The organism is Streptomyces sp. NPDC127084, assembly GCF_042724175.1.
Classification (GTDB): Bacteria; Actinomycetota; Actinomycetes; order Streptomycetales; family Streptomycetaceae; genus Streptomyces.
Genome location: NZ_JBHXFA010000042.1, coordinates 26739 through 46085 on the forward strand (window position 1 = coordinate 26739; position 19347 = coordinate 46085).

The following is a 19347-nucleotide window of genomic DNA, read 5'->3' on the forward strand; positions in this document are numbered from 1 at the left end:
GCCCTATTGCCACGCTGTTTCCACACCGCTTCCACGCCGGGACATCTCGCTCAAGCCGTCCGGACCGGAAGCTGTGTGGTGCTGATGCGAATCTAGGAATCCGGCTGGAGAAAGCCATGTTGAACGCCGTACGGCTGCGAGGGCGCGCGACGTCTCTTGGAGGGACTTCTTCTCAGCGGCGCCAGGCATCATCGGCTGGACGACCCGCTGTCTCGGCTCTGCTCGATGCGTTCCAGGCGCGCAGCCAGGTCGGCGACTTGCACCTCCAACCGCTTGATGGCTTGGGTGGTCGGATCGGCAACGACGTCGACAGCCGACTCGCGGATGAAACTTCCGCGGCCCTGGTGGGAGTAGATGATCCCGCCTGCCCGGAGTTCCGCGAGGGCCCGCTGCACCGTTCCGGGTGCGACCTTGTACTCATCAGACAGCTCTCGCGTGCTGGGCAGCTTGTCGTTGCCCTTCAAGCGGCCAAGCCGGATCTGGTCGCGCACGTCCTGAGCAATGCGCTGATAGGGCTGCATGGCCTCGTCCGTCATGAACCACATCGTAGAGCCACCTTGCTCGGATGGATAAGTTGCCCAACTTGGTTGACACGGGAACTGTATCAGCTAACCTATCCATGTCGGCAAAGCTGGTCGCCGATTTTGTAGCACCACCGTTTGCTAGATCGCAGTAGTCGTCCTCCCCTTGTGGGTGGCCGGGGTCGATGGCAACACCAAATCCCCCGGGTTTCTCGACTCTCTACTGCACGTCGCAGCGCTATGCGCTGTCCGTCCGACAGGACGCCGGGGCCACCCGCGCGGCCTGACGGGCGGAGAGAGCACCGCGACGCACTCCCTCTCTCCCTTCGAACATGAGGAGATTGCCCATGGCCATCACCGCCGCGATGCCCACTGCTAAGGAACGTCCTCGCCGGACCCGTACGAAGCGGGTCAGTAACCTGCCCGCCCTCAAGCTCTCCCAACTCCTGCCCTCGCATATCGACCTGCGCGAGCCGCTGAAAGCGGTACTCGTCTGTGAGGACTGCAAGACCTGGGTGCCCGTCACCGGCATGCAGAGCAAGGTCCAGAAGTTGGTGCCGCACCACACCGGCAAGGCCGATGTAGCCGCCGCGATCCACTGTCGGGGCAGCAACCGCCGGATCCAGTTCGACATGACGATCCCTGAGTGGCGCCAGGCCCTGGCCGACGCCGTTACGGAAGCGTCCAGTCGCCAGGCCACTGCGGTGCTGCCCATGGCGTTCAGCCCGCAGACCAACCGGACCCTGCGGGTTCGTGCGGAGCGCACGCTGGCCGGGCGGGTGGCCGACTGGGACTCGGTGCTGCCCCGCGTGGCAGCCACCGACTCGAACCGTCAGGCGATGCCCGCTGGCGACGCCCCGACGGAAGGCCCCGTGGTCCCGCTCCACCCCAAGAGACCCGAGCGCTGAACCACCCAGGACGAACAACCACGGCCTTGGCCACCCCGTACAGGGTGGCCAAGGCCGTGGCTGCTCGTACGAACAGTCTGAACAGCACGACAGCCCCGGTGATTTGAGACCCTCCGGGGCTGTCCAGGACCTGTATGGAGGACCTGATGCACAGCATCGCACGGAATGACGGCGACTCCGACCCGATCATGGATGAGGCTCTTCGCCGCGTCCGGGAAGGGCGGTGACTGGCATGGATTGGCGCCGCAACGCGGTTTGCCGCGATGAGGACCCCGAGCTGTTCTTCCCTGTCGGCGACGCAGGCCTTGCGCTGCTCCAGGCTGAGGAAGCCAAGGCCGTCTGCCGCCGCTGCCCGGTCATGGGCCAGTGCCTGACCTGGGCTCTGGAGACCAGCCAGGCGCACGGTGTGTGGGGCGGCTTGTCCGAGGACGAGCGCCGGCGCATCAAGCGCCGCAGCGCCCGCCGCACGGGGATGGGGATGGCGGCATGACGGACGCGGACCAGAAGCGCCTGTCCGAAGCGCTGCGCCGGACCAACGCCGACCATGAATTCGGCCGACGTGCCCATGGCTGAGTCTCTATACGACCGGTACGTGAAGGCTGCGGCGGCCGACCGTGCGCACGGTGAGGCCTGCGAAGGGTGCTCGCCGGACGCGCGGTGCGCCGTCGGCCAGCGTCTGTACGAGTCGTTCGCCCGGCTCCAGGACGCGTACCTCGCCCAGCGGAAGCGGAGCTGACCTGCTCCGATGGGATGGATCCCAACTCGTCGCCCGCGCCATGTTACTCAACTGGGCCGGCCGCCTCCGTGCGAGGGGAGTCCGGCCTTTCGTACGCCTTTGGGTCCGGGAGAGTCTCGACCCGCTTCCCCTCGTCAGGAGTGCTCATGCACCGCAGCACCCAGCTCGAAACTGTGACGACCACCACCAACACTGCCGGGCAGCTCCCCGAGTCACTGTGCACGCATCGACCGACGTGTCCGGCCGCCGACAGCCCGGACCGGGAGGCCGCTCACACCGTCGTGTCCCACCCGGTGCAGGGCTGGAGCCTGCTGTGCAACGGCCTGGTGCTCTTCGAGGACACCGGCGAACTGCTCCCCGACGGCCGGATCGTCGCCCCGCACCGTCCCGTCGCGGCCCTGGCCTGACAGCTGCCTGAGCCGCCCGACCCGACCGTCGAACACCCGGCGGCCGGGTCGGGCGGTGACTGGGAGCCGGGCAGTCCGGACCCGCCGGCCCCCGTGCCGGTGTACGCGATGCGAGGGAGCGCGCGTGCCCCAGCCCCAGACGCAGGCCGTCCAACCCACCTACACCATGGGTGACTTCATCCTGTTCCGCGACGCCGAACGGTTCTGGCTCGGCAAGCCCGGCCACACCTTCGTCGGCCGGGTGGAGCGGTCCTGGCGGCACGTCGACTCCGGCAAGGTCCTCTACGACTTGGTCGAGCTGAGCGACAACCGCCACCACGCGGGGATCGACCCCGCCTACATGCGGCTGCTCCCGCCGGCTGACGCGATGCACGACATCGACACCGCGCCGCTGAGCGAGCCGAACACCGGGGCGATGACCCCGGCCGCCGTCGCCTGGGTCCGCCAGCACCTGAGGCAGGACGCGGCGCTGCCCGCCAACGCACCTGACTGAACACTCGGACCGCCGCCCTGCTCGGAGCGGCACCTGACCTGAAAGGAGGCGGCGTGGCCGCCACTCGAACCCGTAACAAGAGGCCCACCGCTCGCAAGAAGTCGGCACCCCGGCCGGCTTCGAAGCTCACCGCCTCCACCATTGCCGCTGCCCCGGGTCCGGCCGGTTCGGTGGAGACGGAGCCAGACTGTGAGGCACTGGCCCGGGTCGCGGACGCCCGCGACCGGGCCGCCGACATCGTCGACATCGCGCGTGAGCAGGCTGCCTCGGTCCAGACGGAAGCCGAGTCGGTGGCCGCGCGTGCTGTCATCGACTCCCACGAGCAGGTCTCGGCGCTGCTGATCGAGGCGCAGACCCGTGCCGCGGTCATCACCGCGAACGCCGACCGGGACGCTATCGCTCAGCGCACGGCGGCCAAGGCCGCCCGGGAGATGGCACGCGGTGAGGCAGACCGGCTCCTGGCTGGCGCCCGCGAGCGAGCCGACACTCTCGTGACGGAGGCCCGTGCGCAGATCACCGACCTCACTGAGCTGGCCAACGCCGACCGCGAAGCCACGGCCACCGCGGTTGCCCAGCTGCGGCGCATGGCCGAAGCCGACCTCACCGAGATCGGCGCATTGGTCGATCAGCGTCGCGCCGAAGCTGGGCAGATTCTCGCCCGTGCCCAGGAGCAGGCCGACGACGTCCTGGCCGCAGCTCAGCGTGAAGTCGACCAGGCCCGTGAGCGGGTCGCCCAGCTCGCCAAGACAGCGGCCGACCGGTACGACGCCCGCCGCGCGGAGGCGGAGGCGCTGTACGCGCACGCGGTGAAGGCCGCCGATGACCGGCGCCGCGAGGCCGACGACCGCGTCGCCGCCGCGCACACCGAGGCGGAGCAAGCTCGTACCGAGCTACGCGAGAAGCTGCGCGAGCTCACCGACCGGTTCGACGCGGAAGCCGCCGCCAAGCGCAAGGCCCTCGCCGACGAACTCGCCGGGCTCAAGCAGGCGTGCGACAAGCAGCGCGATCGACTGCGGGAGGAAGCCAAGACCGTCGCCGCGCAGCTGCGCGAGGCAGCCCAGAAGGAGGCCGGCCGCATCACGACAGAGGCGGAGAAGAAGGCCCGCGGCGTCACCGACCGGGCGCAGGCCGACGAGACCCGCGCCCGCCGACTGCTCGACGAGGCCCGCGAGGCGAAGCGGGCCAACTCTCGCTGGCGCGGCTGGCATCAGAATCTCAGCCGCAAGGCGTGGAAGACCGCCCCGTGGATCGCGCTCGCCGCCGGCGTTGGCCTCGCCGCCTCCGGTGAGTACGAGCTGGCCCGCATGGTCGGCATCAACGAGTATGTCGCCCCGCTGCTGCCGGTCAGCATCGATGTCTACTGCGTCACGGCGTTCCGCGCCAAGAAGGACATCCCGTACGCGCTCGCGTTGATGGCGTCAGCCAATGTCGTCTTCCACCTGTCGGAGCAGGCGCACCTCGTACCCGAGGGCGCATCCGCGCCGTGGTGGCTGACGACGTTCGTCGTGCTCATCTTCGTGGCCGTCATCTGGCGCGTCCACGCGCTCATGCACGACGCCGGTACGGACGGACACGGTTGTACGGACACGACGACCGGAACGGACGGACGTACCGGTACAGCCGCTCGTACAGACGGCGCGGCCGGTACGCAGCACGCCCGTACAAGCCCGTCCGGTACGGACTCGTACGGAGTGTCAGACCGTACGGTCCCCGCCCGGCCGGTCCACGACATCGCTCGTACGGAGCCTGTACAAGGCACCCCGCACCACCCCGCCCCGGCAGACGCGGATGCGGGCCTGACCAGTGCGTACAGCGGTCGTACAAGCGGCGTACAAGCCGCCCTGAACGGGGCCGCGCGTACTGGTACGGAGCACTCCGGTCGCACCAGCGCCGCCGCATACGAAGGCAGGACGCGTACCGGTACGGTCACCGCCCGTACGGTCCCGGCCGACGGCGTTCCGGCTGTCCGTACCAGTACGACGGAAGCTCGTCCGCGTACAAGCCGAACCGCCACAGCCGGGCGTACCGGTACGCCCACACCCGCCCGTACAGACGCCGTGCTGCTTCCGCTCGTGCAGGCCCTGCCGCGTGAGACGGACGGCTTCGTCAACATCAGCCGTGTCCGTACGGAGCTCTCCGTCAACCAGCCCCGCGCCATCCGGCTGCTGAAGGAAGCCGGCCTGCTCCGCCCCGAGGACGCGGACAAGTACCTGACCTGACCCCGCCGTCCGGCACACACCGGTGAGGGCCAGCCCGCGCGAATCGGGCTGGCCCTCGCCGCGACTGCCGGAAGCAGTCCACAGCCACCTGAGTACAGCAGATTCGACCCCGACGGAGGACCCCGTGAGCACTGAAGACAAGCCTCTTTTCGAAGACCCGAACGCGGCGCTGCGCGAGGTCGCGCAGAACCCCGCCGCCTACGCGCACTACCTCGCGGACTTCTACCGGGTCGTGCTGGACATGCAGGCCAAGCTGGAGATCCTCCAGCGCGAGACCCGCGTGCACTGCCGCGGAACCCGCGTGGAGGGCGACAGGATGGGCCAGGCCTTCCTGCGAAGCTTTCCTGTGGAAAAGTCCCTGAACGACGTTCTGAAGCACCTGAAGAGCGCAAGGGTGGGACTGGAAAGGAGCGCCCATAAGCGCCACGCCCACGATGAAAGGGTGAAGGAGGTCGCAAAGCAGCGGAGGGAAAAGATGCAGATCAGGGAGCAGAAGAATAACCCGCCGCTCCAAGCCGCCCCGGAGAGTTCGGGGCAGCAGGCTGCACAGAGCCCGAATATGAACTACGGTGGTCCCACGTCGATTTATAGCCTGGACCGCAGTGAGTCGGCGTGAGTGCAGGTCGCCCGCTCACGAAAGTCGAGCGGAAGAAAATGAACCGTGCGGAACACGAGCGGAAGATTAAGCAGGACCTGATCGCCCAGCACGGCAAAGACCTCGGCACCTTCTACTACTGGCTCCGGATCATGAATATCCGGGGCACCCAGGCTTACCGCGATGGCGACGTGAAGTTCATCCATGACGTCGCGCTCGCCCTGCAGAACGTCTACAGCCGGCACTCCGGCTAGCCCTCACGTCCCTCACGAAGGGCTGTCTCCGGTCTCGGGGATGGCCCTTTGGTGGCCCCAACGCGTGCCGCGCGTGTCGCGTGCCGCGCGTGCCGTGCACGCGCGTACGCGAGGCCGGTGCCGACTGTCAAGCTCAGGAGGAGGGAGTCGCGTGTCCGACGACACCGACAGCATCGTGGTTCACCTCCCCACTCGGGGCAGTGATTCCGGCAGCATGCCGGATGCCCCCGATGGTGGGGATTTGTTTTTCTCCGAACCGTCAGATGGCGGTGCCGGTGGCGCCGTCCCTCCGGAGTCATCGGGGGGGATGGCGCGGGAACTCCCGCCTGTTCGTGGGCCTATTTCCCCGGAAGCGGCTTTGCGGGAAACGGGAATGCCCGACGCTCCGGATTCCGGTGGTGAAGAATACGAGGAAGGTGAATATGGTCAGTCGCGTTCTCTCGCCGATCGTCTGGGTGATTGGCTGGAGTACCGGCTGGAAGTGGCGCGGGGGCGGCACGCTGGAGAAGCGCCTTTCCGGGAGGCCGAAATAGCGCGCAAGGTTGCGCTTTTGGAGGCCCGTACAGCGCAGGAAACCGCGATGATGGAGCAGAACGCCAAGCTCCACACCGCGATGGTGAAGGCGAAGGCCGACAAGGCGGCCGCGCGCGGCAAGGCAGACGCGGCGCGGTCCTCCAGCTCCGGCATGGGTGCCGACAAGGGCCGCTCGAAGGCTGGCGGCGGGGGTGGCTCAGGGCGGGGAGCTGGCGGCGGCCGGGGCTCGGGAACGAACGGGTCCGCCGGCTCGGGACGCGGCCTGGGTGGCGGTAATGCGCCCAAGGGCTCCGGGAAGGGCCCTGATCGCTCCGCTGGCGGCCGTGTGGTCGGCCCGAAGGGCAACGAGTCGTCCGGGGGCTCCAAAGGCCGCCAGAACGGCTCTGGGGGATCCGACTCGGGCAAGTCTGGTACAGGCAGGGGAAGTTCGGCCAGCTCGAAGGGTGACGGCGGCACGTCGCAGAACGCGCCGGCCGTCAGTCCCAGGGCTGAGCGAGCCCGAGGTCGCCATGAGCGCGCCGCCGCCCGCCAGGCGGCACGCCAGCAGCGGCGCAGCGCGAACCAGACCGCCGACCTCGCTGACCGCAGCAAGGATCGCGACCAGGCCCGCGCCAGCCAGCAGGCAGCGAGGGAGGAACGCCGCGCGGCGAAATCTGAGCGGAACGCAGCAAGGCAGGAGAAGCGGGAGGCTGCCAAGGCTGCCGACGACCGCATCACCCTGGGCGCAGCTGTGGCGGAAGAAGCGCAGCGCCGCTGGAACGAGCGCCGCGGAGCCGAGACGGACACGGCCGCGAAGGACGGCAAGTCCGCGGAACCCACCAGCGACATGGGCTCCGAGGACGAGACGAGTAGCGGGAAGGCGACGGAGGCATCCGGCGACAAGGACGCGAAGGACGCCCCAGGGACGGACGACGGCGCCCAGCCCGATGACGTCAAGGACCCGCCGGACGCGGGCGACGGTCATGACGGCCGGTCCTTCAAGGAGCGGCTCAAGGACTTCTTCGCAAGGGCCGGCGAGGACGCCACCGCGCCTGAACCGGAAGAGCCGTCCAGCAGGGCGACGCCGGAGGACTTCGGGGTCACGATGGACCGCCCCGGCGGCCCGGCCCGATCCCCGAAGCCCGAACCGGCTGAGGAGAACATCTGGGACGCGGTCATCGTCGACGACCCGTCTGACCCCTTCGGAGCGCACGTCAGCAGCCCGGTGAGCCTCCCTCGGGCCCCGGAGCCCCACACCCAGCGCCCCGGAACCACCCGACCCACTGCACAGGAGGACCCCGTGGCATCGGAGGCCAGGAAGCCCACGTCGGGCCGGGCCAGCATGGCGGCCAGGCACCGCACCGACATCACCTTCGACGAGTACCTGATGGAGATCGTGAACATCGCGATCACCGCGGCACTCGACAAGGACCGCGCCCAGGAGATGGCCGTCGCGCTCGGCAAGGTCGCCGACGCCTTGCGGGACATGGCGGCCGACCTGGTCGGCGACCACAACATCGCCACCGAGGTCGTCGACCAGATCACGGACCTGGCCGACGCCGCATCCCGCATGAAGGGGCTGGCCGCGCAGTGCGCCACCGAGTGCGAGATCGCCTCCGAGGCAGCCCGTATCGCCGCCACGTCGGTCGGCCGCGTCTACGGCGAGGACATCCAGGCCATGGACGACGGGGGCCTGGCCCACGCCTCCGCCGCCGCCCACCACGACTAGAAAGGAAGGGGATCTCCGTGAGCGACCTCGCGCCCCAACCTGGGGGCTTCAGCGTTTCCCCCACGGACGGCGACAACCGCTACAAGGCCGTCCAGCACAAGCTCAAGATGCTGGGCACGGCCATGGACCTGGCCGGCAACGAGCTCGAGCAACTGCTGCGCGGGATGCGGATGAACGCCCAGCGTGCGGAAGGCCTGGCCGTCGACATCGCCCATGCCGAACTGGACCGCAAGTTCGTGGAGATGACCAACCAGGTCGCCGTCGCCCTGGGCGGCGCCGCCGTGGAGGTCCGCAAACTGCACGAGACGGCCCAAGAGGTGTCCTGCCTGGCCACGGACGTGCGGCGTACGCACGCGCGACTGTACGAGGGCCTGGACACCATCCGCTCCGGCCGCAAGGAGCGCACCCCCAAGCCGGGCTTCTTCGCCCACTGACCCCGACCTCGCCGAAAGCCCCTGATGGGCGGCCCGCCACCGAGGCGGGCCGCCCATCGCCATCTCCCAAAGGAGGAATCCCCTCGTGTCCGTGCCGTGCCGCGTCGCCCTGGAGCGCACCCTCTACACCCTGGCCGCCCCGGTCCTCGCCGCGGCCCCGAACCTTGTACCCGACAGCCCCGTCAACACGGTCGTGCAACTGGCGGGCGCCGCCGGCCTCGGCGGCTGGTACCTCGCCTACAAGAGCAGCGACGACTCCGACACGGGACGCAAACTCCTGCGCTGGTCGCCGCTCGTCCTGGCGGCCGCCGTCGACATCGCCGTCCGGCACACGTTCGGCTGGGGCCCCTACTGCCTCGACGCCCTGCTCGCCGCCGGGTGGGCGGCGGCCGGCCTGCTGGTGATGCCGTACTCCCGACACACCCGCAGGAATCACCGGCCCGCGCTCGCCGCTACGGCCCCCGCCCTGCAGCTCCAGCCCGCCCCCGAGCCGTCCCCGGCACAGCCGCACGACGGCGCCGACCCGTTCACCCGGCAGGTCCGCCGACTGTGGGAGAACGGCGGCATGCCGGGCCGCACGATCGTCGTCAAGGCCACGCCGCACGACGGCATGCCCAACGACCTGTCGCTGCTGCTGCGCGCCTCCGAGGCCGGACGGCCGATCTCGGGCCTCACCCCAGAGGCGGTCGCCGCCGCGTTCGGCGTGGACGTCACCGACGTGACCATCAAGGAAGTCGTCCGCCAGTACGGGCGCGAGGGCGGCCCCGCTTGGAAGGAGGTCGACGTCACCCCCGACGCGAACGAGCGGCGCCGCAAGGCTCCCACCGCCCACGAATGGTGGGCCGACCGCATCGGCGCTGCCGGCAGCCCAGTGCCCGGCTCGCAGCTCGTCAAGGAAGTCCGCGACAGGGAGCGCAAGGTCACCCACTACATCGCCCACGTCCCCGACGAGGCAGGCGAACCGCGCGTCAACAAACACGCCCTGGCAGCCGCGCTGAAGACCAAATACGACGAAGGCCGACTGTTCGTCACCATCGACGGCAACCAGGTCCTGGTCTCCCTGTGGGACAGCTCGCCGCTCGCACAGGTCTTCCCCGCCACGCGGGAACTGATCACCCCGGACAAGGACGGTCGGTGGGTGACCGGCTACCTCGGCAACGGCCAGCCCGCCCGCAACCGCGTCTACACCGACCGGGGCGCCGCCCACGGCCTGTTCGTCGCCCCCTCCGGCGGCGGCAAGACCCAGCTGATGGGCCTGCACATCGCAGCCGACGCCCTGTTCGGCGCCGTGGTCATGCTGGCCACCGAAGCCCCCGACGAGAAGACCGCCGCGCTGGGCAAGCACACCGCCCGCTACGGCGTCGGCGCGCTCTACATGATCCGGCTCCTGCGGGTCCTGGTCGCGCTCATGGAGATCCGCGGCGAGATGCCGTGGGAGGACGGCCAAGTCCACGAATGGGACCCGGACCGTCCAGGCTGCCCCTACCGGATGCTGTCCGCCTACCTCGACGAGTTCCTCTCCGCCGCCCGCAACGGCGACTACGGCACAGAGATCATGGACCTCGCGGAGCTCGTGTCGGTCAAGGGCCGCAAGTACGCGGTCGGCATCAAGGTGGCCGGCCAGTCCATCTACGTCCAGGACGGGTTCACCCAGCTGCTGTGCGAGAACCTCCGCGAGAACTGCATCCCGGTCGTGCTCAAGGTCGCGCCGAAGAAGGTCGGCGACATGTTCAAGGCCCTCGGCATCCCTCCTGAGCACATCCCCGACCCGCTTCCCCGCTCCTTCTCCCCGGCCGAGGCAGGACGGATCGAGCGCGTGATGCGCGGCGAGCCCGAGCCGCCGACCGACTCCAACACCGGCGGCGCGGGCTGGATCGTCGAAGGCACGCAGCCGGACGTCCTACGCACGCTGTTCATGGACTTCAAGGCTGGCATCGACGGCTACTTCCCCGACACCGTCGCCACCCTGACCGACCACGAAATCCGCGAGCTCGAAGCCCGCAACCTGTGGTTCGACTGGACCGAGCCTCCCCGGCCCGGCGAGTTCGGACCCGAGCCCGACGACGAGGACCACGAGGTCCCGACGAAGGGCGGGGGCAATCGCCGCGGCGGCGGGAAGTCCGCCGCGCGCCGCGACGCGGTCACCTCTCCCCGCCAGGCACTGGAGGCCATCAAGAACCTCTCCGGCGTCTGACACCCACCCCGCACCCAACACCGCTGGGCCCGGCCGCACCGGCCGGGCCGGGCCCTGGTCACATCTGGAACGACACGCCGCAAGTGGCCACATCGATCTCCGCCGTCGTCCTGCTCGGCATCGTCGTCTTTGTCCTCATACAGGGCGGGTTCGTACGCCTCGGACCCGCCTTGGCCTGCGCCGCGTTCGGCTCCTTCCTCGCCTCCACCGGCGCTGCGCCCGTCATCACCCCCGCGATCAACGCCATCAACGACTGGATCTCCAGCATCTGACCCCGCTCCGGCTGCCGGCGTCGAAGGCCGCCACCCCGCCCCGCGTCGTCGAAGCCACCAGGAGTCCCGATGCCCCGGACCCACCCCGCCACAGACCAAACGGCCACAACCACCCAAGCCCCCGCGCCCCCGGCGAAACTGACCCTTGAGGAACGCCTGACGCTCATCAACACGGAGATGACCGCACGCCTGGACGAAGCAGCCCTCGCCTACGAGGTCAACACCGCCCACATCGACACCAGCCCCATCGTCCTGGCCGACGTCGTCACTGGCCCTATCGACACCGGGCCCGCCCCACTACCGGAGCTGTACCCGACGCCAGTGGCGGCCCTTCTTCAGCGCGCCCACCACCGCCTGCTCACCGGCGGCTGGTGCTCCGGTGCGCTGGTCGACGAGGACGGTGCCCGCTGCATGCTGGGGGCGATCCGGGTCGAGGCCCGCGGCGACAGCGGCCTGGAAGCCAACGCGGCCGCCGTGCTCCTGGACGCGATCCGCCGCGAGTTCGGTGACGTCGACTCCGTGCCGACCTTCAACGACGCGCACGGCTCCGGCCACATCCCGCTCCGCATGGTCGAGCACGCCGGCGGCTGGGCCGACACCCGGGGCCTCTGACCCCCCTGCTCCGGACCACCTGCTTCGTACCCGAACCCCTCGTGGCCGGGTGCGGGCCAGGCCGTCCGGCCTGCGCTCGGAGCGCATTTGAGCACGGGCGCAAGGAACCCGATTCAGGGATATGCATACACTCGAAATGCATACTCGACCGACGCGCAAGCGGCCGGGAGATCGGTGGCCAGGTCGCCAAACTCAGCCCGCCGTCCCCTGGCCTCCCAACACGCTCCAACCGGAGCAGGGGGTCGGAAGCATCGTCCCTCACGACCGCGAGGAGCAGCACCATGACCCCCCGCCGATCCGACGACATCGACAAGGCCCGCGAGGACCTTCAAAAGGAGCTCGCCGAAGCCAAAGCCAAGAGGGACCGGATTTTCGAAGAACTCGACAAGGCCCGCGAAGCCGCCGAAGCCGAGTTCTGGAAGACCGTCGACAGGAAACTCACCGACGCCTACCACGGCGCCCGAACCGACGCCGTGAAGACCCTCGGCTTCACCCGCGACCACATCCTCAAGAAGACCAAGCAGTACCACTGACCCACCATCCCGGGGCCGGCCGTCAGGTCGCCATCCACTCAGTCGGCCGCGCCCCGGTCCCGCACCCTTGCCACCCCCTGGCATGCCTCGGCCGACCGCGCGCTCCAGCCCCAGCCGATGCTTGGGACTCGGACTCCTCCTCGCCAGCCCTCGCCCTGACGCGAGTGATCATGGCCTCCGAGTTCCGCCTCTGAAACGACCGTCGGGGCCCGAAGCGCCGCAGCCGTAACTCGGCCACCGAAGCCGCCGCCGTTGTGCCTCGCTGTACGCCGACCTCACCACCCGAAACCGACTGCCCGAGAGGACCCAACACCTGATGTCCATATGGCCTTCGATCGTTGCCGTACTCGGTACCCTCGCTGGTGCCCTGACGGCCGGACTCCTCCAGCACCGTTCGGCACGTACTGCACGCGCCGAGCAGCGCACCGACAGCCACCGCCAGGACCAGCTCGGGGCCGTCACCGACTTTGCGGCCGCCCTGGACGCGCACCGCTCGGCGATGTTCCATCGGGAGCGTCTGGCCCTGACCGAGGCTGGCACCGAGCACCAGCTGGAGGCTCAGACGAGGTCCCACGACACCCGGGCGGCTATCACCGCGCCCCATATCCGCCTGCAGGTTCTGGTCCCCGAGCTGGCGGGCCCCGCCCAGCAGGCCGCAGATGCCACGTACGCGCTGCGCAAGGCCACCGGCCGCACCGAGCTGGATGCCCAGCGGCATGCCGCCAAGGAAGCGTCCGCAGCCTTCGTCGCCGCGGCCGCCACGCTGCTGAGCCCCAACAACCGCTGACTGAGGCGAACCCCTGCCGACACCCGGCCGCCGTCCTGTGGTGCGCCTACAGCACTCGTATGCCCCTTGGCGGGGGTTCCCATCTTGGCGTCGGTGAGCAAGGACAGCCCCCACCACGCTTCTGCCAATCAGGTTAATCGCCGCAGGTCAGCGCTGGGCAGACGACTGGATTCGCTGTCCAAGGACAGGTGACCAACAAACGTTGCTGGCTCCCCGGCGATGAACCAGCTGCCCGTCCCGCCTCGGCCCGTGTTGCGCCATCGCCGCGGACCGAGGCGGACGCCAGCGAGCACCTGCCGGCCCGGATCGGGAGCGGACAAGGCCTGGATCACCTGCTACCACCCTGCTACCTTCTCGGTATGAGCAGTGACAGGAAGCAGACCCAGCTCCGCCTGGCACCCGACGTGCTTGCCGCTGGCAAGGACGCCGCCGCCGCCCGCGGCCTGGACTTCAACCGTTACGTGGAGCGCCTCATCACCGAGGACACCACCGGCGCCCGTGCCGCGGGAATGTCCGCAGCCCAGCGCCTTATCGACACCCACGGCGCCTTCCTCGATGGCCTGGAAGCAGAGCTCGATGCCCAACATGGACCCGCGCCCCAGAGTCGGGGCGCCGCTGCGTGAGTTTCTCCCTGCACGTCGATCTGTCCTGGATCCTGGAAGTCGCTGAACGCGCCGGTCACCGCGACCCCGCACCCGATGATCTCGGGGTGCCGATCTCCGCCGTCGAGCGGCACCGCGCGGAGTTGCTCGAACAGCCCGTGTACGGCGGCCCGTACGCTCGGGCCGCCGCGCTCGTGCACACGCTTGGCCGCTGCCGGTGGCTCGAACGCTCCAACCTGACCGTCGCCTGCGCGGCTGCGGTCATGTACCTCAACGCCAGCGGCATCCCCGCCGATCCAACCCGCGAGCAGCTCACAGCGCTGGCGCATGAGTTGTACGACTCACGGTGCACCGCCGCCCGCATCGCCGAGCAACTGCGCACCTGGCGGTCGTGAGCGGACGGTCCTGCCTCGACGCATGGGTGCATGGGTCTGGCGTCGCCGGTGGGCGAGCCGGTCCTCGGGCCCATCAGTGATCGCTACCCGCCGAGCTACCAAATGGGGCACGGGGCGGGACCGGGAGAGTCTGGACCTGCGACGGGTCGGGGCCAGGTGGACCGAGCGTCCTGACGTCGGCGGCCCCCCTATCAGGTCTTGCTCCGCACCCGCCGGCGCCGGCCTGGCGGCCGTCCAGACCGGCGGACGGGGCACGTCACGCAGGGACGCCGAGCGGTGGGTGCTCGAGCACGCGGGGCTTGTATTCGACCAGCTGGATTCGGTCGTCGAAGGTGCGGTGCTCGATCATCTCGAGGGCAACGTCCGGATAGCCGTCGTAGATGCGTTCTTCGCCTGTGGCCCCGGTGATCACCGGGAACATCACGACCCGGAAGCGGTCGACGAGTCCGGCTTGTAGCAGGGACCGGCACAGGCTGAGGCTGCCGATTGTGCTGAGGAGCGCCGAGCCACTCGACTTCATGGCGCGGACCGCCTCGACGGCGTCGTCGCGTACGAGCGTGGAGTTGGCCCACGTCAGTGGCTCCTCGAGTGAGGAGGAGAACACCACCTTGGACGCTTGCGTGAGCTCGTCGACGGACGCCTCTTCTTCGGGCCTGAACTCGTCTTGGCCATTCGGGACGTCGCCTGCGGCGAAGCCCGACATCAGGCGGTAGGTGTTCGCTCCCATCAGGTAGGTGGCCTGGGGCTGCTCACCGAGCCATGCGAGGTACTCCGGGCCCTCGAGGCCCCAGAACCCGGGCCATCCCTCTCCCGATGCGTGGCCGTCGAGCGAGGTGATGAAGTCGACGAGAAGCTCCGACATGGCGGTGTCCCTTCCTGGGGTGTCACGAGCTTGGACTGGCCGGGAGTCACAACCTCATCGGCCGCGCGGTGCAGTAACGAGAAAACCCATGACGCTGCAACCGATCAGATCGGCGGAGCGCCACCTGCGAACGGCCCGGTCCAACCGTCACGCTAAGCCGGGCCAGCAAGGAACGCGAGGGGCTGACCGATGGGTTCTACCGGCGGTAGAATCGACGGTATGAGCAAGCCGACGAGCATCAAGACCAGCGAAGAAGTGCGCGACAGGCTGCGCGTCCTCGCCGACGAGCGCGGCACCACCATCACGGAACTGCTGGAGGAGCTGGCTACTCGCGAGCTCACGGCCGCTGAGCGTGAGCAGCGCGCCCTCGAGGCCGCGTCCGAGCTCGGCGTCGAGTACAACGAGCAGGTCGAGCAGGCCGGGCAAGACGCCTGGGCGAAGATCCGCGCCCATCAGGGCAGCGCTGCCGCATGAATCTGACGGCTGTCCTGGATCACACCGCTTTGACTGCCCTCTATCAGGCGGACCCGTTCTTCACCGGCCTGTACATCGAAGCTTCCCGTGGCACCGGTCGGGTCCTGGTTCCGTCGCTGTCCGTCCTGGCTGCCGAGCGGCGGGTCGCGGGGGCGGGCAAGCACGCCGCGTCGCTGCGCTTCGCGGAGAGCGTCCCTTTCAGCGCGGCGCACGCCGTGGGTGCGATGGACTGGACAAACGTGGACTGGCCGGTGGCTCACGCGGCGGCGATCGCTTGGCAGGCGGTCAAGGCGGGTGAGCCGCTCACGGTTTTGTCACTTGAGCCCGAGCTGTACGTGGGAACGGGCATCACCCCGCTGAATCCGACCTGATCGCGTCGGATCCCGGTGCCGGCGCACCGCGTAGGAGCGGCGGCCGTTTCCGCTGGAGGCGGCCGCCGACTGCATTCTCAGTGCGCGTTGTGCAGGTACGCGCGCCGTGCGGTGACCAGCGTCCGCCACCGCTCACGGGTGGGCTGTTCGCCGTCCAGCCACCGCGCCGCGGGGTCGCCGCTGAGAGAGCGGTCGGCCATGAAGTGGGCGATGTCGGCGTAGTACGTGTAGTCGCCGCCGCGCGTGAGGTCGCGCAGCCGGGCGATCGCAGCGCTGATCTTGTCGTAGTCGTCTCGGACGGCGTGGTGGAAGCACACCGCCAGTTCCAGGGCGGCTTCCGCGGCTGTCAGGCCGGCGTTGCTGATGTCGGCGCGGAGCAGCCGTACGGGCTCGAGGCTGCGGATTGCCCCGGCGTCTCGTACGAGGGCGGCGATCTTCGTGGTGAGCGTGGTGGCGCGGAGGTCGAGCCCGGTCAGCAGATGTTCGGCGAGGTGGAGTTCGTCGTCGGCGGCGTCGGGGTCGGTGAAGGCCAGGACGAAGGCGCGCTGGGCCTGGCTGGTGGCGCGTTCGCCGGCGACACCGTGCTGTTCAGCCTCATCGCGGGCGGCTTCGTAGGCGACGGCCGCGCGTTCCATGGCGCCGTGGGGCCAGAGGATGTCGCCTTGGACGCGGTGGTGGCGGCCTTCCCAGCCGAGGGCCTGGGCGACGTCGTACGCGGTGGGAAAGTCACCGGCGAGGCGGGCGAGGTGCGCCAGGCCGCGCCGCGCGGCGGGGGCGAGGCGGCCGCCGCCGTCGGCGACCAGCTGCATGCCGCGTCGGGATTCTTCGGAGCGGCCGATGTCTCGCTGGGCTTTGGCGAGGTAGTAGACGGCCATCTCGTGCAGGTCGGTGGGGAGCAGCCCGGTGCTGACGACGGTGGCGAGCCGGTCGGCGGTCACGGCGCGGTGCTCGTGCTGGCGGCGGGCGAGAGCGCTGAGTAGTTCGACCAGGGCGCTGGCCGCCGTCTCGGGCCCGCTCTGCGCATCTGGCCGGGCGGGCGGGGCGATGGGCTCCCACACGGAGTCGCTGACGTAGCTCCATGCCGCGTCGGCGAGCCAGTCAAGGTCGAGCCGGAAGTCGCGGGCAAGGGCGAGGCCTTGGCGCAGACACCCGACCAGCAGCATCCGGTCCCGCCTGGAGCCGGCGGCCCACTGGGTGCCGAGCGCTTCGAGGGCCCGTTCGGCGGCCTGCTGCCAGTCGCGCGGGGACCAGCGGTCGTCGGCCTGGTCGTCAGCGTCTTTGACGGTGGAGCGGATGAGGCCGTGCAGGTGGTAGGGCCACAGACCGAAGGGCTGCTCTCGTACGAAAGGCCGCTCGATCAGCCGCATCGCCGGCGCCTCGTGGGTCATGCCCGCCGCTCGGGTGGCAAGGGCAAGGTCGAAGGCGTCCAGCAAAGCGACGGAGCGCAGGACGTGACGCTCATCCGGTGTGAGGTCGGACAAGGTGCGGGCGATCAGGGCTGGGAAGGCGTGGTCGAAGTCGGCCGGCTGCGGGTCGCGGCCCGTACGGCGGATGTCCAGGAACCGCATCACCGACAGGTCGAGGTAGAGCGGCAGGCCGTGGGACCGGCCGGTGATGACCTGGCGGATCTCGTCGCCGATGAGGGGCTGGCCGTCGCGGGCGAGCCGGCGGGCGAGGTAGTCGTCGCAGTCCTCGGGGGAGAAGTCGCCGATCAGCACCTGCCGGCCGCGGCCGGCGAACGCGGATGTGGTGCGGGCGGGTGGGATGTCACGGGCGACCAGGCCGGGCCAGGCGGCGGGTCCGGTGTAGTCGAGTTGGCCCTGGAGAGCGGAGTCGGCCCACTGCAGGCGGGAGCGGCCGGTGATGACGAAGAACGCGTTCGGCATGAGCCACACCACGCGCTGCAGCAGGCGCTCCAGGTCCCGGTGGGTTCGGTCCCCGACGTCCTCGAAGGTGTCCAGCAGGATCACCGGCGTCACCTTCTTGTCCGCCGGGAGCTGGGCCAGCTCCCAGGCCAGCAGGTGCGGGTAGAAGGAGAGTGTCTCCAGATCCGGATCAGCTTCCAGCAGGTCGGCGAGCCTCGCGCATCCGGCAAGCGCCCGGACGGTCTGCCGGCGCTCGCGCAGCGCCCGAACGAGGGAGCCGGTCACCGCGCCGACCGCCGTGCCGACGCTGCCCGGCAGCAGGAGGGCCTGGGCGACGTCCGCGAGCGCGGACTGCATCTGCTGCGGCATCGCCTTGCCGAACCGGCCGGCCAGGCCGCCGCGGCGCAGGTACTCCTCCAAAGGCTCGCCCGGGTGCTGCTGCTCCCAGTAACGCCGCAGCGCCAGGTCGAAAGCGGGCAGCGGCCGGCCGAGTTCAGCAAGCGCGGCCCGGATCGTCAGCACGACCTGCTCGAAGTCGGTGCCTGCGGAGCGGGCCAGGTCGATCCGCACTGGCAGGATCCGCTCACCGGACCAGGTGGGCTCACCCCACTGGGCAGGCCGGTGCTCAGCACCAGCCAGTGAGGCCTCCAGCTTGCGGGACAGCGTCGTCTTGCCGATGCCGCCGACCCCGTGGAACACCTGCAGGTTGTCACGCGGGGCCTCGAGGTCCTCGACGTCGAAGGCCGGGTTGGCGGTGTGCCGCAGGTGTTCGGCGAGGGCGGCCGCGATCAGTTCCCACTGCAGTTGGCGGTTGGTGAACGCCTCTGCCGTGGCCATGCCCCGGTCGTTGCTGCTGAAGAGCGCTCGCAGATCTCGTCCCGCCACGCCAACCCCCGCTAGATGATCAACAGGCCCCAACCTACGTCCTGCGGCGGGTCCTTCGGGGACAGCATCCCCCGACTGGACGGCGCGTCACAGAGCGGCATCCCGCCCTTCGCGTGGCCGCCGCGGCGGCCACGCTGTCCTGGGGGCAGACGCCGGTAGGACAATGGCGAGTTCCCTTTCAAGATCAAATATAAGGAGGGTGGTCGCCGTGTCCGACCGCGATATCCCCGACTTCTCCGGCCTGGAAGGCGGTGAGGAGCAGCAGGCCGCGGGCGTCGTCCGCGACGTGGTGCTCTGGTACAACACCCGGATCGCTGCCGAACGCAGGGCGCCGGTGCCCGACGAGGACCGGATCGAGGAGCTCAAGCAGGCCCGGCAGGCCGCGCTGGCCGACCAAGCGCAGCTGGCGACCGCCGACCCGGAGGAGGCGGCCAAGATCGCCGCCGTCTACGCCGCCCGACTGAAGGAGCTCAACGAGTCGTAGGCCGACGCCCTGCGCAGTACGGGCAGGGGCCCGATGTGGGGGGGGGTGGGGCGCGGCGGCCGCCGCCGCGCCGCCCCCACCCCCCCAGCGCGCCGCGGGCCCCCCGCCCAGCCGCTTTTTTTGGGCCGAGCACAAAACCCCCACTGGCGCCCTCGCCCCCCACCACCGGGGGGCCCACCCGCGGCCGGTCGCGGTCATACGC

Annotated in this window: 23 protein-coding genes; 20 read left to right on the forward strand and 3 right to left on the reverse strand. The window is 69.8% G+C overall.

From position 1 onward, the window contains the following. Positions 1-188: 188 nt before the first annotated feature. A complete protein-coding gene (locus ACFWI9_RS12935; RefSeq protein ID WP_387161343.1) occupies positions 189-536 on the reverse strand; it encodes a GntR family transcriptional regulator in 348 nt (115 codons plus the stop codon). A gap of 332 nt (positions 537-868) precedes the next feature. Here ACFWI9_RS12935 and ACFWI9_RS12940 point away from each other — a divergent pair, with 332 nt between their 5' ends. The 17 genes from ACFWI9_RS12940 to ACFWI9_RS13020 all read left to right on the forward strand — a co-directional run bounded on the left by ACFWI9_RS12940 (position 869) and on the right by ACFWI9_RS13020 (position 14204). Then, entirely contained in the window at positions 869-1429 is a 561-nt protein-coding gene (locus ACFWI9_RS12940) for a hypothetical protein (protein WP_387161345.1), read from the forward strand. A gap of 232 nt (positions 1430-1661) precedes the next feature. Then, positions 1662-1919, forward strand: a complete 258-nt coding sequence (locus ACFWI9_RS12945; RefSeq protein WP_387161382.1) for a WhiB family transcriptional regulator — start codon at positions 1662-1664, stop codon at positions 1917-1919. 75 nt (positions 1920-1994) lie between these two features. Further along, positions 1995-2165, forward strand: a complete 171-nt coding sequence (locus tag ACFWI9_RS12950) for a hypothetical protein (RefSeq protein WP_387161346.1) — start codon at positions 1995-1997, stop codon at positions 2163-2165. Between the two features lie 215 nt (positions 2166-2380). After that, complete coding sequence (locus ACFWI9_RS12955; RefSeq protein WP_387161385.1) at positions 2381-2572, forward strand: DUF5999 family protein; 192 nt, start codon at positions 2381-2383, stop codon at positions 2570-2572. Positions 2573-2696: 124 nt separating this feature from the next. Further along, positions 2697-3065 (forward strand): hypothetical protein, encoded by a 369-nt coding sequence (locus ACFWI9_RS12960; RefSeq protein WP_387161347.1) that lies wholly within the window; start codon positions 2697-2699, stop codon positions 3063-3065. Positions 3066-3118: 53 nt separating this feature from the next. Continuing rightward, positions 3119-5284 (forward strand): hypothetical protein, encoded by a 2166-nt coding sequence (locus ACFWI9_RS12965; protein WP_387161349.1) that lies wholly within the window; start codon positions 3119-3121, stop codon positions 5282-5284. Between the two features lie 124 nt (positions 5285-5408). After that, positions 5409-5900 carry a hypothetical protein gene (locus ACFWI9_RS12970; protein ID WP_387161352.1) on the forward strand — a complete coding sequence of 164 codons (492 nt, stop codon included), beginning with the start codon at positions 5409-5411 and terminating at the stop codon, positions 5898-5900. Continuing rightward, positions 5897-6133, forward strand: coding sequence for a hypothetical protein (locus tag ACFWI9_RS12975; RefSeq protein ID WP_387161354.1), 237 nt, complete (start codon positions 5897-5899; stop codon positions 6131-6133). The genes ACFWI9_RS12970 and ACFWI9_RS12975 overlap by 4 nt, the downstream gene beginning before the upstream one ends. 580 nt (positions 6134-6713) lie before the next feature. After that, entirely contained in the window at positions 6714-8375 is a 1662-nt protein-coding gene (locus tag ACFWI9_RS12980; RefSeq protein WP_387161356.1) for an ATP/GTP-binding protein, read from the forward strand. A 17-nt stretch (positions 8376-8392) separates the two neighbouring features. Beyond that, positions 8393-8809: a conjugal transfer protein TraB gene (locus ACFWI9_RS12985; RefSeq protein WP_387161357.1), complete on the forward strand. Its 417-nt coding sequence runs from the start codon at positions 8393-8395 to the stop codon at positions 8807-8809. Positions 8810-8894: 85 nt separating this feature from the next. Next, positions 8895-11003 (forward strand): chromosome segregation protein ParM, encoded by a 2109-nt coding sequence (locus tag ACFWI9_RS12990; RefSeq protein WP_387161359.1) that lies wholly within the window; start codon positions 8895-8897, stop codon positions 11001-11003. An 83-nt stretch (positions 11004-11086) separates the two neighbouring features. Then, complete coding sequence (locus tag ACFWI9_RS12995) at positions 11087-11275, forward strand: hypothetical protein (RefSeq protein ID WP_387161360.1); 189 nt, start codon at positions 11087-11089, stop codon at positions 11273-11275. A 69-nt stretch (positions 11276-11344) separates the two neighbouring features. Then, on the forward strand, positions 11345-11887 hold the full coding sequence (locus ACFWI9_RS13000; protein WP_387161361.1) for a hypothetical protein: 543 nt from the start codon (positions 11345-11347) through the stop codon (positions 11885-11887). Between the two features lie 281 nt (positions 11888-12168). Then, complete coding sequence (locus tag ACFWI9_RS13005) at positions 12169-12420, forward strand: hypothetical protein (RefSeq protein ID WP_387161362.1); 252 nt, start codon at positions 12169-12171, stop codon at positions 12418-12420. Positions 12421-12736: 316 nt separating this feature from the next. Beyond that, a complete protein-coding gene (locus ACFWI9_RS13010; protein ID WP_387161365.1) occupies positions 12737-13207 on the forward strand; it encodes a hypothetical protein in 471 nt (156 codons plus the stop codon). A gap of 359 nt (positions 13208-13566) precedes the next feature. Continuing rightward, positions 13567-13830 (forward strand): hypothetical protein, encoded by a 264-nt coding sequence (locus ACFWI9_RS13015; RefSeq protein ID WP_361291233.1) that lies wholly within the window; start codon positions 13567-13569, stop codon positions 13828-13830. Then, positions 13827-14204, forward strand: a complete 378-nt coding sequence (locus ACFWI9_RS13020; protein ID WP_387161368.1) for a fic family toxin-antitoxin system, toxin component — start codon at positions 13827-13829, stop codon at positions 14202-14204. Before ACFWI9_RS13015 ends, ACFWI9_RS13020 begins: the two co-directional genes overlap by 4 nt. 256 nt (positions 14205-14460) lie before the next feature. On the opposite strand, the gene ACFWI9_RS13025 is transcribed toward ACFWI9_RS13020, so the two are convergent. Beyond that, positions 14461-15066, reverse strand: a complete 606-nt coding sequence (locus ACFWI9_RS13025) for a dihydrofolate reductase family protein (protein ID WP_387161369.1) — start codon at positions 15064-15066, stop codon at positions 14461-14463. Positions 15067-15285: 219 nt separating this feature from the next. Between ACFWI9_RS13025 and ACFWI9_RS13030 the strand changes: the two genes are divergently transcribed. Both ACFWI9_RS13030 and ACFWI9_RS13035 read left to right on the forward strand, forming a co-directional pair. Beyond that, on the forward strand, positions 15286-15540 hold the full coding sequence (locus ACFWI9_RS13030; protein ID WP_387161371.1) for a hypothetical protein: 255 nt from the start codon (positions 15286-15288) through the stop codon (positions 15538-15540). Continuing rightward, on the forward strand, positions 15537-15911 hold the full coding sequence (locus ACFWI9_RS13035) for a PIN domain-containing protein (protein WP_387161373.1): 375 nt from the start codon (positions 15537-15539) through the stop codon (positions 15909-15911). The genes ACFWI9_RS13030 and ACFWI9_RS13035 overlap by 4 nt, the downstream gene beginning before the upstream one ends. 77 nt (positions 15912-15988) lie before the next feature. Here the strand turns inward: ACFWI9_RS13035 and ACFWI9_RS13040 are convergent, their stop codons facing one another. After that, positions 15989-18613: an ATP/GTP-binding protein gene (locus ACFWI9_RS13040; protein WP_387161375.1), complete on the reverse strand. Its 2625-nt coding sequence runs from the start codon at positions 18611-18613 to the stop codon at positions 15989-15991. A 256-nt stretch (positions 18614-18869) separates the two neighbouring features. Here ACFWI9_RS13040 and ACFWI9_RS13045 point away from each other — a divergent pair, with 256 nt between their 5' ends. Continuing rightward, the gene (locus ACFWI9_RS13045; RefSeq protein ID WP_387161377.1) at positions 18870-19145 is read left to right on the forward strand and encodes a hypothetical protein; all 276 of its coding nucleotides are present in this window, start codon (positions 18870-18872) and stop codon (positions 19143-19145) included. The last annotated feature ends 202 nt before the right edge of the window (positions 19146-19347 follow it).